The organism is Acidovorax sp. JHL-9 (assembly GCF_000426205.1).
Taxonomy (GTDB): domain Bacteria; phylum Pseudomonadota; class Gammaproteobacteria; order Burkholderiales; family Burkholderiaceae_C; genus Acidovorax; species Acidovorax soli.
In genome coordinates, this window is record NZ_AUEX01000004.1 from 63,167 (window position 1) to 76,171 (window position 13,005).

Here is a 13,005-nt window from a genome sequence, read left to right on the forward strand (position 1 = left end):
GGCTGCCGCAAGCGGCCTTTGCCGCCTCGGCAGCTCAGGCGACAAGGTCTGCAGCGCCTTCCGAATCCTCCTGCTCCGGCGCCTCCGGGTGCTTCACGATGGTCACCGGCACCGGGCTGGCATGGGCCAGCTCCTGCGACACCGAGCCCAGCAGCGCGCTGCTGATGGCACCCTGGCCGCGCGCACCGATGATGACCATGTCGCAGCCCGAGCTTTCGATGATGTCCACCAGCACATGCGCGGGGTCGCCCACGCCCACGGCGGTCTCACAGCTGAGGCCGACCGCCTGCAGCAACTCACGCGCGGGGGCCATCAGGTGCTCGCCCGCCTCGATGCTAGCGGCGGCGATCAGGTCGGGGTCGCGCGACACCACCAGCTCGTACAGCGACGCGGGCTCTTGCACATTGGCCAGCACCACGCTGGCGCGCAGGCCGTCCTGCACCAGCCGCAGCACATGGTGCACGGCATCGAGCGACAGGGCCGAACCATCCACGGCAATCAGAATCTTGAGCATGGCAAGCACTCCTTTTTATTGAACCATCCGGGCCAGTGTAGCGGCGCCATGGCAGTGCGCGGGGCCCGCAGGGGAAGATGGCCCCATCTGGGACAATCGCGCCCATGCTGCAGTTTGACCTTCTCAAAACCGACCCTACCAGCCACGCCCGCCGCGGCCAGCTGACGCTCAACCACGGCGTGGTGCAAACCCCCATCTTCATGCCCGTGGGCACCTATGGCACCGTCAAGGGCGTCATGCCGCAAAGCCTGCACGACATGGGTGCGCAGATCATCCTGGGCAACACCTTTCACCTGTGGATGCGCCCCGGCCAGGAGGTCATGCAAAGCTTTGGCGGCCTGCATGCCTTTGAAAAATGGGACAAACCCATCCTCACCGACTCGGGCGGCTTCCAGGTCTGGAGCCTGGGCGCCATGCGCAAGATCACCGAAGAGGGCGTGCACTTTGCGTCTCCCGTCAACGGCGACAAGCTCTTCATGTCGCCCGAGGTGAGCATGCAGATCCAGACCACGCTCAACAGCGACATCGTGATGCAGCTCGACGAGTGCACCCCGTATGAAATCAAGGGCCACCTCACCACCGAGGCCGAGGCGCGCAAGAGCATGGAGATGAGCCTGCGCTGGGCCCAGCGGAGCAAAGACGAATTTGCACGCCTGAACAACCCCAATGCCCTCTTTGGCATCGTGCAGGGCGGCATGTACGAGAACCTGCGCGCCGAGTCGCTGGAGCGCCTGGTGGCAATGGATTTCCCCGGCTACGCCGTGGGCGGCGTGAGCGTGGGGGAACCCAAGGACGAGATGCTGCGCATCATGGCGCACACGCCGCATCGGCTGCCCGCCCACAAGCCGCGCTACCTGATGGGCGTGGGCACGCCCGAGGACCTGGTCGAGGGCGTGGCGCAGGGCGTGGACATGTTCGACTGCGTGATGCCCACGCGCAATGCGCGCAACGGCACGCTGTTCACGCGCTTTGGTGACCTCAAAATCCGCAATGCCCGCCACAAGACCGACCACCAGCCGCTGGACACGACCTGCAGCTGCCACGCCTGCGCAGGCAGCTCGGGCGTGCCGTGGAACGAAGGCGGGCGCGGCGGCTTCAGCCGCGCCTACCTGCACCACCTGGACCGCTGCGGCGAAATGCTCGGCCCCATGCTCACCACCATCCACAACCTGCACTACTACCTGAACCTGATGCGCGAAGTGCGCGCGGCGCTGGAGGCCGGGCAGTTTGCGCAGTTCCGGGCGCAGTTCAAGGCAGACCGGGCGCGGGGCGTGTGAGGATGCCAAGCACGCGACGGCAGCGCGCGCTTGGTTTTTCATATAGCTGCAAGCGCTTACCTCACAAGCGCCAGAGCCACTTTTCACCCTGATTCCACCGCAGCACTGTTGCCAGTGCTCCCCAAAAACCCGCCACACGCTGGTGGCAGGTGCCCGCTGGGGCGCACGGCGGTGTGCGCCGGCGCGGATCAGCCGCGCAGATCGGGTGGCAGGGTGCCGCCGTTGGCGGCAATGCTGCGCATCACCTGTTGGTGCAGACCGATGTTCCAGGCGGCCGAGCCAGGTTCGTCGCTGCTGCTGTACAGCAGTTCGCCGGCCAGCTCCTTGCGCGCGGCCAGGCTGCTGTCCAGGCCCAGCAGCTTGAGCAGATCGACGATGGAGGTGCGCCAGTTCAGCCCCTTGGCGCCTGGCATGGCATCCAGGATGGGGGCCACATCGCCCAGCGCAATGGATGCCGGTGCAGCAGGCGCGGCAGCCGCGGCCGGGGCTGGCGGCGCAGCCACTACTTCGGCGGCGTTGGCCGAAGGGAATATCTTGGCAAAGATGTTGGAAAAGAAACCCATGGCTGTGCTCCCAAGGTGACGTTCAAGAGGGTGTGACCGGTGGCACCGGGGGTGAAAGCCCGGACACCGCCCGCCTTTGTATCACGCGGATATGGCAGGCACGGGAGCTGCCGGCTGGCCTGCGGCCTGCGCCGCTTGCTCGGCCTTCACAACCTGTTTTCACCAAAATCCCAATTCACCAATACCCTGCTGGACTATGCTTCGCAGCAGCACTGGCACCGGGGTGCCATGGGGGAGGAACTTTCCCTCTTGAACCGGGCCCCAACCCCTCTCCTTCGGATCAGCGGGATGAAATCATGATGTGGCGAAATATTCGACCTCTCGCGTGGGCGGGACTGGCGGCCGTGGCGCTGGGTGCGAGCAGCCTGGCGTGGGCGGATCGGGACGGGCGCGGCCATGGGCACCGGGGGAGTGGGCGGGTCGGTATCGGCCTTTACCTGGGGCCGGGTTACCTGGGGCCGGGCTTCGGTTATCCGATGTACCGCCCTGCCTACCCTTACCCCTACTATTACCCCGAGCCGTACCCTGCGCCAGCGGTGATTGCGGTGCCCGCAGAGCCGCCCGTGTACATCGAGCGCGGCAACGACGGCACGGGCTACAACGGGGGTACCGATGGGCAGCCGCCACAGGGCTACTGGTACCGTTGCAACCAGCCCGATGGCTACTATCCCTATGTCACCAACTGCCCGGGCGGCTGGCTGCAGGTGCCGGCGCAGCCGCCAGCGAACTGACGGGGGCCTTGCACGCGCTGGCGCATGGCCGATGTTCCATTTCCTATCTGAGGAAGCATGATGAAAGTCCTTTCCCTCGCCGCGGTGCCGCTGCTGGCCCTGACCCTGACCGCCTGCACGGTGATGCCCACCGGCCCCAGCGTGACGGTGCTGCCCGGCAGCACCAAGAGCTTCGAGCAATTCCGGTATGACGATGTCAATTGTCGGCAATACGCACAGATGCAGATCGGCGGCGCCACCGAAGCGGCCAACCAGGGCGCGGTGGGCAGCGCGGTGGTGGGCACGGCGATCGGCGCCCTGGCGGGTGCCGCACTGGGCGGCAACCACGAGGGTGCGGCAGTGGGCGCGGGCATGGGCCTGCTGATGGGCTCGTCGGTCGGTGCCAGCAACGCCCAATCCAGCGTCCGTGGCGGCCAGGGGGGCTACGACAGCGCCTACGTGCAATGCATGTATGCCCGCGGCCACCAGGTTCCGGTGTACGGCCGCATGCTCACCAGCCCGGGCGCCATGGGGCCGGGCTACTACGGCACGCCCATGCCGCCACCGCCGCCTGGCTACTGGCGGCGCTAGCCCTTCCTACAGGGTTGCATTCCAGCGGACAACCAGGCGGGAAGCCGAAGACAGTGCTCCAGCACGGCAAGGCCTTCCAACGAACTGATGCGTTGAAGGCAGAGCCATGCAGGGGGTGTTTCACTTCAGGCCGCCAGCAGGCGTGCCACATGCTCGCGCAGCAGTTCTGGCTGGGCCTGGGCGGGCGCCACGGCAGCGCCCACATTCAGCCCCACCCGGTTGAACAACCCGCGCCGGAACGGCCGCACCATGGCGCCGCCCTGTTCGATGCGGCTGAAATACGAGCCCCACAGGTTGGTCAACGCCATGGGAACCACGGGCACCTCCAGCCCGTCGGCGCGGGCACGCTCCAGGATCTTGGCGATGCCGCCCTTGAACGGCTGCAACTGCCCGTCGCGCGTGATGCCGCCCTCGGGAAAGATGGCCAGCAGGTCGCCTTCACGCAGCACCTGGGCGGCACGCTCGAAAGCGGCCTCGTACACGCGTGGGTCTTCCTTTTGCGGTGCGATTGGAATCGCCTTGGCCAGGCGGAACAGCCAGCCCAGCACCGGCACGCGGAAGATGCGGTGGTTCATCACGAAGCAGATCGGGCGCGGGCTGGCGGCCATGAGCAGCACGGCATCGACAAAGCTCACATGGTTGCAGGCCAGGATGGCGGCGCCGGTGGTGGGCAGGTGCTCATCGCCCCGCACCTTGAAGCGATAGACGAAACGCGAAAGCACCCAGGCCACGAAGCGCAGCAGGTATTCGGGCACCAGCAGGAAGATGTAGAACGCCACCACGGCGTTGGCGATGGCCGTGAACAGAAAGACCTGCGGCACCGTGAACCCCGCGCCCAGCAGCGCGCCCGCGATGACCGCGCTGGCGATCATGAACAGCGCGTTCAGGATGTTGTTGGCCGCAATGATGCGCGCGCGGTGCGTGGGCTGGCTGCGCATCTGGATCAGCGCATACATGGGCACGCTGTACAGGCCGGCAAACAGGCTGAGCAGCGCCAGGTCGGCCATCACGCGCCAGTGCGCGGACTGCGCTACAAAGGCAGTGAGCTGCATCACCTCGGAGGCCGGCAGGCTGCGCGAGGCAAAGTACAGGTCGATGGCAAACACGCTCATGCCAATGGCCCCGAGCGGCACCAGCCCGATCTCGACATGGCGGCGCGATAGCACCTCGCACAGCAGCGAACCGGTGCCAATGCCGATGGAAAAGACCAGCAGCAGCAGCGAGGCCACCTGCTCGTTGCCATGCAGCACCTCCTTGGCAAAGCTGGGGAACTGGCTGAGGAACACGGCGCCAAAGAACCACATCCAGCTGATGCCCAGCAGCGAGCGGAACACCACGATGTTCTCGTACGCCAGTTGCAGGTTGCGCCAGGTTTCGGTGAAGGGGTTCCAGTTGATCGTCAGGCCCGGGTCGGTGGCGGGGGCCGAGGGGATGAACTGCGCCACGGCACGCCCCAGCAGCGCCAGCACCACGCAGGCCACGGCCACCGTGGTGTGGCCGACGCCGGGGATGGCCACCAGCAGGCCACCGGCCACGTTGCCCAGCAGGATGGCGACAAACGTGCCCATCTCCACCATGCCATTGCCACCGGTCAGTTCGCGCTCGCTGAGCACCTGGGGCAGGTAGGCGAACTTGACCGGCCCGAACAGCGTGGAATGCACGCCCATCCAAAAGGTGCACAGCAGCAGGATGGGCACATTGCCCGACAGAAAGCCGCCCGCCGCCACCAGCATGATGGCGATCTCCAGGTTCTTGACGAAGCGGATCATGCGCGTCTTGTCGTATTTGTCGGTGAGCTGCCCCGACGTGGCCGAGAACAGCAAAAACGGCAGGATGAACAGCGCCCCGATCACCAGCCCCGCCAGCGCGGGCGGCAGCCACGACACGCTGAGCTGGTAGGTGGCCATCACCGTGAAGGCGAACTTGAACAGGTTGTCGTTGGCCGCGCCGGAGAACTGCGTCCAGAAGAACGGCGCAAAGCGGCGCTGGCGCAGCAGGGCGAACTGGTTGGGGTCTGCGTGCGCCGCATCTCTCTTTTCATCCGCCATGCAGACTGCTCCTTTGTGTTGCTGTAGCCTGCAATTTTGCACAGCCTCCATGACACACACCCTGCGCTGGCACAGGCTTGCAAGGTGCGCGCGTGGTGGCACGCGGATACACCACTTCACAACACTTCGCACAGCGCCTATGTGCGCTTGACACAGCGCCCCAATGATCAAGGCTCCCGGTTCCGCACGGAATCATTTCTGAGGAGTACACCATGGCACGCAATGCCCTCGCCGCCGCTTCCATCGCCCTGCTGTCGCTGAGCGCCCTGACGGCGGCGCACGCACAGGTCGGCGCCACCGTCATCATCCAGTCCGGCAGCCCGCAGTACCAGCGCCCTGCGCCGGCGCTGGTGCAATACCAGGCACCGCCGCCTCCGCGCCACGAGGCCGCACCCCATCCCCGGCGCGGCATGGCGTGGGTGCCCGGCCACTGGGAATGGCGCGGCCACCGGCATGTGTGGATGGCGGGCTACTGGGTGCAAGCCCGCCCCGGCTACCACTACCGCGAGCCCCGCTGGGTGGAACATGACGGCCGCTGGGCCATGCAGCGCGGCGGCTGGGACCGCGACCGGGACGGCGTGGCCAACCGCTACGACCGGGACCGCGATGGCGATGGCGTGCCCAACCGCCACGACCGCCAGCCCGACAACCCGCGCCGCAACTGATCTTGCGGCGCAGGTGGCCCCCTGCGGTTTCCCCGGGGGTCATTCCTGTTCCCAATCATTCGTGTCGAAGACACCTGTTCAAGATCTTTTCGGGGTCGCACAAGTACCTTGCCCAAAGGGTTGGAGTGCCATCGGGCGATGGCACGCCCCGGCTGCTTGCATGGGCACGAGCGAAGCCGCAGACAGTGCTGCAGCACGGCAAGGCGAAGCAACGACGCCACGGAGGGTTTGGAAAAGGAATCAGACCAGGTGCAGCTCGGCGTGGCCCAGGCCCGGGAAGTCGGCCACCACCACCGTGCCCGGCGCCACCAGCACGGTGCCGGTGCACGAGCCCGTGGTCACCCACTGGCCCGCACGCAGGCCGCCCAGGCTGCGCGCGCCCTCGTTGGCCAGCCACACCAGCAGCCGCAGCGGGTCGCCCGCCGGGTTGCCCCAGGCGGCGTGCTGCACGGCCACCGTGCCGTTGACGGACAGATGCACCGGCTGCACCAGGGGCTGGACCGCAGCCAGGTCGTCCGACCCCGAACCCACCACCAATGCACCATGGCAGGCCTGGTCGGCCAGTCGGCTGAACTCGCCCTGCTGGGCCCAGGCGGCAAAGCGCGTGTCGCACACCTCGATGGCGGCGCGCACCGATGCCATGGCCGCCAGCACCTCGGCCGGACTGTAGGGCGCGGTGCGCTCGGGCAGGTCGGCGCCCAGCTCATAGACCAGCTCGGCCTCGACCCCCATCACGGCAAAGCCTGCGGCAGGCAAATGCACTGCCTGCCCGGTGGACGCTACCGCCACCGAATCGCGGGTGAGCGCCGCGCGCGCGGGCAGCGCCCGGGGCGATGCGGCGCCCACCTTCCAGCCCGCGATCTCGCCGCGCTCACGCACCACGACGTCCTGCACGGCATAGGCCTGGGCCGCATTGCACGGGCGCAGCGCAGCGGGCAGATCGAGCGGCCGGGGCATGCGCCCCTGGCGCGCCATGGTGAGCAAGGCCGCGCTGGCAAAGGGATCAAAGGCGGTATCAGACATGGCAGGCATCCTTGGGATAGAGCTTGGCGGATTATGGCGAGGCACCAGTTGCTGCGCCCGTCCAGCATCAGCAACGATTGCCATCCATTAGCGCGCACAGCCCCCCTTTTGCGCCGCAGTGCCGCCTAGAATCGGCCTCGCAGGAGAGTCAGCGGCAACGTCCGCTTCACCGAAGGCGCAAACTCCCATACACGCTCAGGTTCCGTACTGCACCATTCAACAAAGCCGTCTGGAGAGCCGCCACGACCTACACGCGTGGCGCACCGAAGGAGCAAACCACACGCCATGCCGGCGATGCGGTGAATCTCTCAGGTACCAAGGACAGGGGGAGCGGCAGCTTGGCAGACGCGCCGGCTGTACGCTATTGAAGCAATAGCTGCTACCGCACGCCTGTCAAGCGCCAGAGCCCAGAAAGGCTTTGAAAATCATGCGCGTGATCGTTTTGGGTGCCGGCCTGCTCGGCGTGACTTCGGCGTATTTCCTGCAGCAACTCGGCCACGAGGTCACGGTCATCGACCGCCAGGCCACGCCCGGCGCCGAGACCAGCTTTGCCAACGGCGGCCAGATCTCGGTGAGCCATGCCGAACCCTGGGCCAACCCCAGCGCGCCGCTCAAGGTGCTGCAGTGGCTGGGCCAGGAAGATGCACCGCTCTTGTTCCGCCTGCGCGCCGACATGCGGCAGTGGCTGTGGGGCCTGCAGTTCTTGCGCAACTGCACCCCGGCGCGCACGCGCCACAACATCGAGCAGATCGTGCGCCTGGGCACCTACAGCCGCAGCGTGCTGCAGCAGCTGCGCGCAGCCACCGGCATCGCGTACGACCAGCGGACCCAGGGCATCCTGCACTTCTATACCAACGCCAAGGAGTTCGACGGCGCACTGGCCCCGGCCGAGCAGATGCGCCAGCTCGGCTGCGAGCGCCAGGTCATCAGCGCCGACGAGGCCGTGCGCATCGAGCCAGCCCTCGCCCACATCCGCCCGCAACTGGCCGGCGCCACCTACACGGCCGAGGACGAGTCGGGCGATGCCAACCAGTTCACACGCGAACTGGCCCGGCTGTGCGAGGCGGCGGGCGTGCAATTCCGCATGGGCCACCACATCACGGCGCTGCGCGAGGCCGGTGGCCATATCGACCATGTGGAGCTGACCAATGCCGAGGGCCGCTTTGAGCGCGTGCGCGGCGACGCCTTCGTGCTGGCCATGGGCTCGTTCAGCCCGCTGCTGGCCCAGCCGCTGGGCATTCGCCTGCCCATCTACCCGGCCAAGGGCTATTCGGTGACCATGCCGGTCAAGAACGCGTCGATGGCCCACGAGGTGAGCCTGACGGACGACGAGTTCAAGCTGGTGTTCTCGCGCTACACCAGCGCGCAGGGAGACCGTTTGCGCATTGCCGGCACGGCGGAATTGAACGGCTATGACCGCAACCTGAACCCGATGCGCTGCGAGGCCATCGTGCGCCGCGTGGAGCAGCTCTTCCCCGGCGCGGGCGATACCAGCCAGGCCCAGTTCTGGACCGGCCTGCGCCCCGCCACGCCCAGCAACGTGCCGCTGATCGGCAAGACCAAAGTGGCCAACCTGTTCCTCAACACCGGCCACGGCACGCTGGGCTGGACGCACGCCTGCGGCTCGGGCAAGGCGCTGGCCCATATCGTGAGCGGGCTGGCGCCCGAAGTGGACTTTGCTTTCACGGGCACGGCTGACCGCGCGGCACCGGGCCGCAAGATGGCCGCGACCGCGCCCAGCCAGCGGGCAGTGAACAACGCCTGAGAGGCGGACGACCTTGGGCGCCTGCGGCACCGGTGCGCAGCCGCAGGCACCCATGAAAAAGCCTGCGGTGCCCAAGGGCATACGCAGGCCATGCTGTCGGCGTGGAAGCTGGCCGCGGGGAGTTTGGCCCCTGCCAACTGCCAGCCTCACCAAGCGTCAGTGACCGCCGCCAAGGTAGGCGGCCTTCACGGCCGGGTCATCGCGCAGGCGCTCCGCCGGGCCTTGTACGGAAATGCGTCCGTTTTCCAGCACATAGCCGTAATCGGCAACCGCCAGGGCAGCTGCCGCAAATTGCTCCACCAGCAGCATGGTGACACCCTGCCCCTTGAGGCGCTCAATGATGCGGAAAACTTCCGCCACCAGAATGGGCGCAAGGCCCATGGAGGGCTCGTCGAGCAACACCACTTCCGGATTGAGCATGATGGCGCGGGCCATGGCCAGCATCTGCTGCTCACCGCCGGACAGCGTGCCAGCCAGCTGAGTGCGGCGCTCCTTGAGGCGCGGAAACAGCTCCAGAGCCCGCTCCAGGTCACCGGCCACATCCCCCCGGGGGCGGCTGCCCGTCAGGCGGGGAAAAGCCCCCAGGGTGAGGTTGTCGGTCACCGTCATGGTGGCAAAAACGCGCCGCCCTTCCGGGGAGTGCGCCAGCCCCAGCTTGGCGATGGTGTAGGCCTCCTGGCCGTCAATGCGCTTGCCGTTGAGCGTGATCTGGCCCGCGGTCGGCGCGATCATGCCGCTCACCGCCCGCATGGTGGTGGTTTTGCCCGCGCCGTTGGAGCCGATCAGCGTCACGACCTTGCCCTTGGGCACTTCGATGGAGATGCCGTGAAGCACCTGTACCTTGCCGTAGCCGGCCGAAAGATTCTGGATGGTCAGCATGTGTTGTGCGTCTTGTATCGTCGTTTCGGGGGCATCGGGCTCAGGCGGGCTGGGCCACGACGGTCTCGGCGCCACCGCCCAGGTACGCCTCGATGACCTTGGGATCGGCCTGAACTTCCGCCGGCATGCCTTCGGCAATCTTCTGGCCAAAATCCAGCACCGATACCGTGTCGCAGATGCTCATCACCACATCCATGTGGTGCTCGATCAGGATCACCGTCACGCCGTGGTCGCGAATCTTCTTGATGATCGAGATCAGCTCCACGATGTCCGGGGCGGTGAGACCGGCGGCTGGCTCATCGAGCAGCAGCAACTGCGGATCGAGTGCCAGAGCGCGGGCAATCTCCAGCAAGCGCTGTTTGCCATAAGGCAGGTTGCGCGCCTGTTCCGCGGCCAGGTCTTGCAGGCCGACAAAACGCAGCAGACCCATGCCCCGGGTGACGGCGGCATCGTTCTCACGGCGGTAGCGCCCCGTGTGCACGGCCACGTCAAACAGGTTGCTTGCAAAGCTGTGGTGCAGACCCACCTGAACGTTTTGCAGCGCGGTCATTTCGCCGAACAGCTGCACGTTCTGGAAGGTTCGCGCAATACCCGACAGAGCAATGTCCGACGAGGTACGCCCCACCACAGAGCGGCCACTAAAGCTGATCGCGCCAGCCGTCGGCACGTAAATGCCGGTGAGCACGTTCATCATGGTGCTCTTGCCCGAACCGTTGGGACCGATGAGTCCGTGGATGGTGCCCCGCTTGATGCTCAGGTCCACATTGTTCAGGGCCTTGAGGCCGCCAAACTGCATGAGCACGCCGCTGGCTTGCAACAGTTCGGTGGATTCACCCGCCATGGTGGCTGTGGACACCGCATCCGCCTGTGCTGCACCGGTGGGCTGCAAGGGCAGATCGGGAGGTGCCGTGCGCAGGTTGAGCGCACTGCGGACAAAACCCACAATGCCGTCCTGCAGGTAGTACACAACAAACAGCATGATCACGCCGAAGATCGACAAACGCCAGTCGGTCATGGTCTGCAGCCAGAACGACAGACCGGCCAATGCCACGCTGCCCACCACCGGGATCGCCATTTGCGAGATGGTCGAGCGCCCGCGCCGGATGGCCACCACGGCCGTGATGACCACCAGGATGGTGAGGCCCACCGACACGTAACGGAACAGCTCCACATCATCGAGCAGCTTGGGCAGCAACACGATGATGGCAGCGCCCACCAGCGAGCCGATGCGGCTCTTGCGTCCCCCCATGATCACCGCGAGCAAAAACAGCACCGTGAGTTCGAAGTTGTACGAGTTGGGCGAGATGTACTGCTCGGAATACGAATACAGGCACCCGGCCAGCCCGGCAAAACCGGCGCTGATCACAAACGCATACACCTTGTAGCGGTAGACCGATACGCCCATGCAATCGGACGCCACGGGGCTGCCGCGCAGCGCCTCGAAGGCCCGGCCCAGATGGGAGCGCAAAATGCGGTGCGACACGATGAGCGACAGCACCATCATGGTAGCCACCAGCCAGAAGTACTCGCGCTTGGCCAGCTGGAACCCGCCAATCTCGGGCTTGTCCAGCTTGATGCCCAGGGGGCCTTCGGTCAGAAAACTCATCTCATTGATGAGAATCTGGATGATGGTGCCGAACGCCAGCGTCACCATGGCCAGATAAGGGCCGGAGACACGCAGTGCGGGCAGCGCCAGCAGCGCACCGAAGCCCGCCGTCAGCACAATGGCGGCCGGAATCGTGACCCAGATGGGTGCGGCCAGCTTGAACACCAGCACACCCGCCGTGTAGGAACCCAGGCCGAACAGACCGGCATGGCCCAGAGACACCTGCCCGGTATAGCCCACCACAATGTCAAGACCAAAGAGCACGATCGCGTAGATCATGATGGTTTCGATCAGGTGGATGTAGTAAGGATTGCCGACCACCGTGGGGAAGGCCAGCAGGGCGGCAAAAGCCGCAATGGACAGGACCAGACGCATCACTTTGGTGCTGCTGGACGTGGGCGAGGCAGGGCCCTGCGGGCCGCCGGAACCGGCCAGGGAGGTAATAGAGGAAGCAGCCACTTTGTCAGACCTTCTTGATCACGGATTTGCCGAAAATTCCCTGCGGACGCACGGCCAGCACGATCAGCAGCAGCACCAGGCCAGGAACATCCTTGTAGCCGGTGCTGAGATAAAAACCGGTGGTGGTCTCTGCCACACCCAGGATGATGCCGCCCACCACAATGCCCAGGCCGCTGGTCAGACCGCCGATGATGGCGACCGCAAAAGCCTTGAGCCCCAGCACGGCGCCCATCGTGGCCCCCGTCAACGTCAGCGGAGCAATCAGCACGCCCGCAAATCCGGCCGTCAGGGAAGACAGTGCATAAGAGAAAGTAATCACCAGCCCGGTGTTGATTCCCATCAGCTTGGCGGCATCGCGGTCATTGAAGGTGGCCACCACGGCTTTGCCGAAGATGGAGCGGCGGTTGAACAACTCCACCGCCAGCATCATGGCCAGCGCACCGCAGACCACGAGCACTTCCATCGGCAAGATGTTGGCGCCCAGGAACTGGAACGGTGCCTCTGGCAGTGGCGAAGGGAATTTGAGGTCATCACGGCCCCACACGTTTTCTGCCACGTTCTTGAAGATGATGCCCAGCGCGATGGTGGACATGATCCAGCCGAACTCTGACTTGATCTTGATGGCAGGTCGCACGCCGATGCGCTCCACCACGGCGCCCTGCAGCGCACCAAACAGGCACACCAGCGGAATCATGAGCCAGTAGTTGACACCCAAGCCTACGAGTGTCAGACCAACCAGGGCGCCCAGCATGAGCGCGTCGCCCTGACCGAAGTTCAGGGTGTCCGAGGTGGCAAAGGTGAGTTGATAGCCGAAGGCGATCACGGCATAGATCATGCCCAGTGCAATGCCGCTAAAGACGAGTTGGGTAAAAATTTGCATGCGGGAAGCCCTCGCGTACGGATCG

General features: G+C 65.8%; 12 protein-coding genes and 1 riboswitch. Of the genes, 5 read left to right on the forward strand and 7 right to left on the reverse strand.

Annotated elements, in window-relative coordinates; genetic code table 11:
- Window positions 1-34: 34 nt before the first annotated feature.
- The gene (locus K225_RS0104410; RefSeq protein ID WP_026435289.1) at window positions 35-514 is read right to left on the reverse strand and encodes a universal stress protein; all 480 of its coding nucleotides are present in this window, start codon (window positions 512-514) and stop codon (window positions 35-37) included.
- Between the two features lie 104 nt (window positions 515-618).
- Here K225_RS0104410 and tgt point away from each other — a divergent pair, with 104 nt between their 5' ends.
- The gene (tgt, locus tag K225_RS0104415) at window positions 619-1,791 is read left to right on the forward strand and encodes a tRNA guanosine(34) transglycosylase Tgt (RefSeq protein ID WP_026435290.1); all 1,173 of its coding nucleotides are present in this window, start codon (window positions 619-621) and stop codon (window positions 1,789-1,791) included.
- 188 nt (window positions 1,792-1,979) lie between these two features.
- Here tgt and K225_RS0104420 read toward each other — a convergent pair whose 3' ends face one another.
- The gene (locus K225_RS0104420; RefSeq protein WP_026435291.1) at window positions 1,980-2,354 is read right to left on the reverse strand and encodes a DUF3597 domain-containing protein; all 375 of its coding nucleotides are present in this window, start codon (window positions 2,352-2,354) and stop codon (window positions 1,980-1,982) included.
- A gap of 296 nt (window positions 2,355-2,650) precedes the next feature.
- Between K225_RS0104420 and K225_RS21550 the strand changes: the two genes are divergently transcribed.
- Together K225_RS21550 and K225_RS0104430 are read left to right on the forward strand one after the other, a co-directional pair.
- Entirely contained in the window at window positions 2,651-3,085 is a 435-nt protein-coding gene (locus K225_RS21550; protein WP_026435292.1) for a hypothetical protein, read from the forward strand.
- A gap of 60 nt (window positions 3,086-3,145) precedes the next feature.
- Window positions 3,146-3,655 (forward strand): YMGG-like glycine zipper-containing protein, encoded by a 510-nt coding sequence (locus tag K225_RS0104430; RefSeq protein WP_026435293.1) that lies wholly within the window; start codon window positions 3,146-3,148, stop codon window positions 3,653-3,655.
- Window positions 3,656-3,780: 125 nt separating this feature from the next.
- Here the strand turns inward: K225_RS0104430 and K225_RS0104435 are convergent, their stop codons facing one another.
- Window positions 3,781-5,703, reverse strand: a complete 1,923-nt coding sequence (locus tag K225_RS0104435) for an MFS transporter (RefSeq protein WP_026435294.1) — start codon at window positions 5,701-5,703, stop codon at window positions 3,781-3,783.
- A 212-nt stretch (window positions 5,704-5,915) separates the two neighbouring features.
- Between K225_RS0104435 and K225_RS0104440 the strand changes: the two genes are divergently transcribed.
- Window positions 5,916-6,368 (forward strand): YXWGXW repeat-containing protein, encoded by a 453-nt coding sequence (locus K225_RS0104440; RefSeq protein WP_026435295.1) that lies wholly within the window; start codon window positions 5,916-5,918, stop codon window positions 6,366-6,368.
- Window positions 6,369-6,608: 240 nt separating this feature from the next.
- Here the strand turns inward: K225_RS0104440 and K225_RS0104445 are convergent, their stop codons facing one another.
- Complete coding sequence (locus tag K225_RS0104445) at window positions 6,609-7,391, reverse strand: 2-keto-4-pentenoate hydratase (protein WP_026435296.1); 783 nt, start codon at window positions 7,389-7,391, stop codon at window positions 6,609-6,611.
- Between the two features lie 219 nt (window positions 7,392-7,610).
- A riboswitch (glycine riboswitch) is annotated at window positions 7,611-7,726 on the forward strand.
- A gap of 92 nt (window positions 7,727-7,818) precedes the next feature.
- Between K225_RS0104445 and K225_RS0104450 the strand changes: the two genes are divergently transcribed.
- Window positions 7,819-9,156: a D-amino acid dehydrogenase gene (locus tag K225_RS0104450; protein ID WP_026435297.1), complete on the forward strand. Its 1,338-nt coding sequence runs from the start codon at window positions 7,819-7,821 to the stop codon at window positions 9,154-9,156.
- A 156-nt stretch (window positions 9,157-9,312) separates the two neighbouring features.
- Here the strand turns inward: K225_RS0104450 and K225_RS0104455 are convergent, their stop codons facing one another.
- From K225_RS0104455 to K225_RS0104465, 3 genes are all read right to left on the reverse strand, one after another.
- Window positions 9,313-10,035 carry an ABC transporter ATP-binding protein gene (locus K225_RS0104455; protein WP_026435298.1) on the reverse strand — a complete coding sequence of 241 codons (723 nt, stop codon included), beginning with the start codon at window positions 10,033-10,035 and terminating at the stop codon, window positions 9,313-9,315.
- Window positions 10,036-10,075: 40 nt separating this feature from the next.
- Window positions 10,076-12,016 carry an ATP-binding cassette domain-containing protein gene (locus tag K225_RS0104460; RefSeq protein ID WP_034711809.1) on the reverse strand — a complete coding sequence of 647 codons (1,941 nt, stop codon included), beginning with the start codon at window positions 12,014-12,016 and terminating at the stop codon, window positions 10,076-10,078.
- Window positions 12,017-12,104: 88 nt separating this feature from the next.
- Complete coding sequence (locus K225_RS0104465; protein ID WP_026435300.1) at window positions 12,105-12,980, reverse strand: branched-chain amino acid ABC transporter permease; 876 nt, start codon at window positions 12,978-12,980, stop codon at window positions 12,105-12,107.
- Between the last annotated feature and the right edge of the window lie 25 nt (window positions 12,981-13,005).

Excerpts from the sequence above, each read along its gene's own strand:
- K225_RS0104410 (WP_026435289.1), bottom strand. The coding sequence starts at position 514 with ATGCTCAAGATTCTGATTGCCGTGGATGGTTCGGCCCTGTCGCTCGAT.
- tgt (WP_026435290.1), top strand. The coding sequence starts at position 619 with ATGCTGCAGTTTGACCTTCTCAAAACCGACCCTACCAGCCACGCCCGC.
- K225_RS0104420 (WP_026435291.1), bottom strand. The coding sequence starts at position 2,354 with ATGGGTTTCTTTTCCAACATCTTTGCCAAGATATTCCCTTCGGCCAAC.
- K225_RS21550 (WP_026435292.1), top strand. The coding sequence starts at position 2,651 with ATGATGTGGCGAAATATTCGACCTCTCGCGTGGGCGGGACTGGCGGCC.
- K225_RS0104430 (WP_026435293.1), top strand. The coding sequence starts at position 3,146 with ATGAAAGTCCTTTCCCTCGCCGCGGTGCCGCTGCTGGCCCTGACCCTG.
- K225_RS0104435 (WP_026435294.1), bottom strand. The coding sequence starts at position 5,703 with ATGGCGGATGAAAAGAGAGATGCGGCGCACGCAGACCCCAACCAGTTC.
- K225_RS0104440 (WP_026435295.1), top strand. The coding sequence starts at position 5,916 with ATGGCACGCAATGCCCTCGCCGCCGCTTCCATCGCCCTGCTGTCGCTG.
- K225_RS0104445 (WP_026435296.1), bottom strand. The coding sequence starts at position 7,391 with ATGTCTGATACCGCCTTTGATCCCTTTGCCAGCGCGGCCTTGCTCACC.
- K225_RS0104450 (WP_026435297.1), top strand. The coding sequence starts at position 7,819 with ATGCGCGTGATCGTTTTGGGTGCCGGCCTGCTCGGCGTGACTTCGGCG.
- K225_RS0104455 (WP_026435298.1), bottom strand. The coding sequence starts at position 10,035 with ATGCTGACCATCCAGAATCTTTCGGCCGGCTACGGCAAGGTACAGGTG.
- K225_RS0104460 (WP_034711809.1), bottom strand. The coding sequence starts at position 12,016 with ATGCGTCTGGTCCTGTCCATTGCGGCTTTTGCCGCCCTGCTGGCCTTC.
- K225_RS0104465 (WP_026435300.1), bottom strand. The coding sequence starts at position 12,980 with ATGCAAATTTTTACCCAACTCGTCTTTAGCGGCATTGCACTGGGCATG.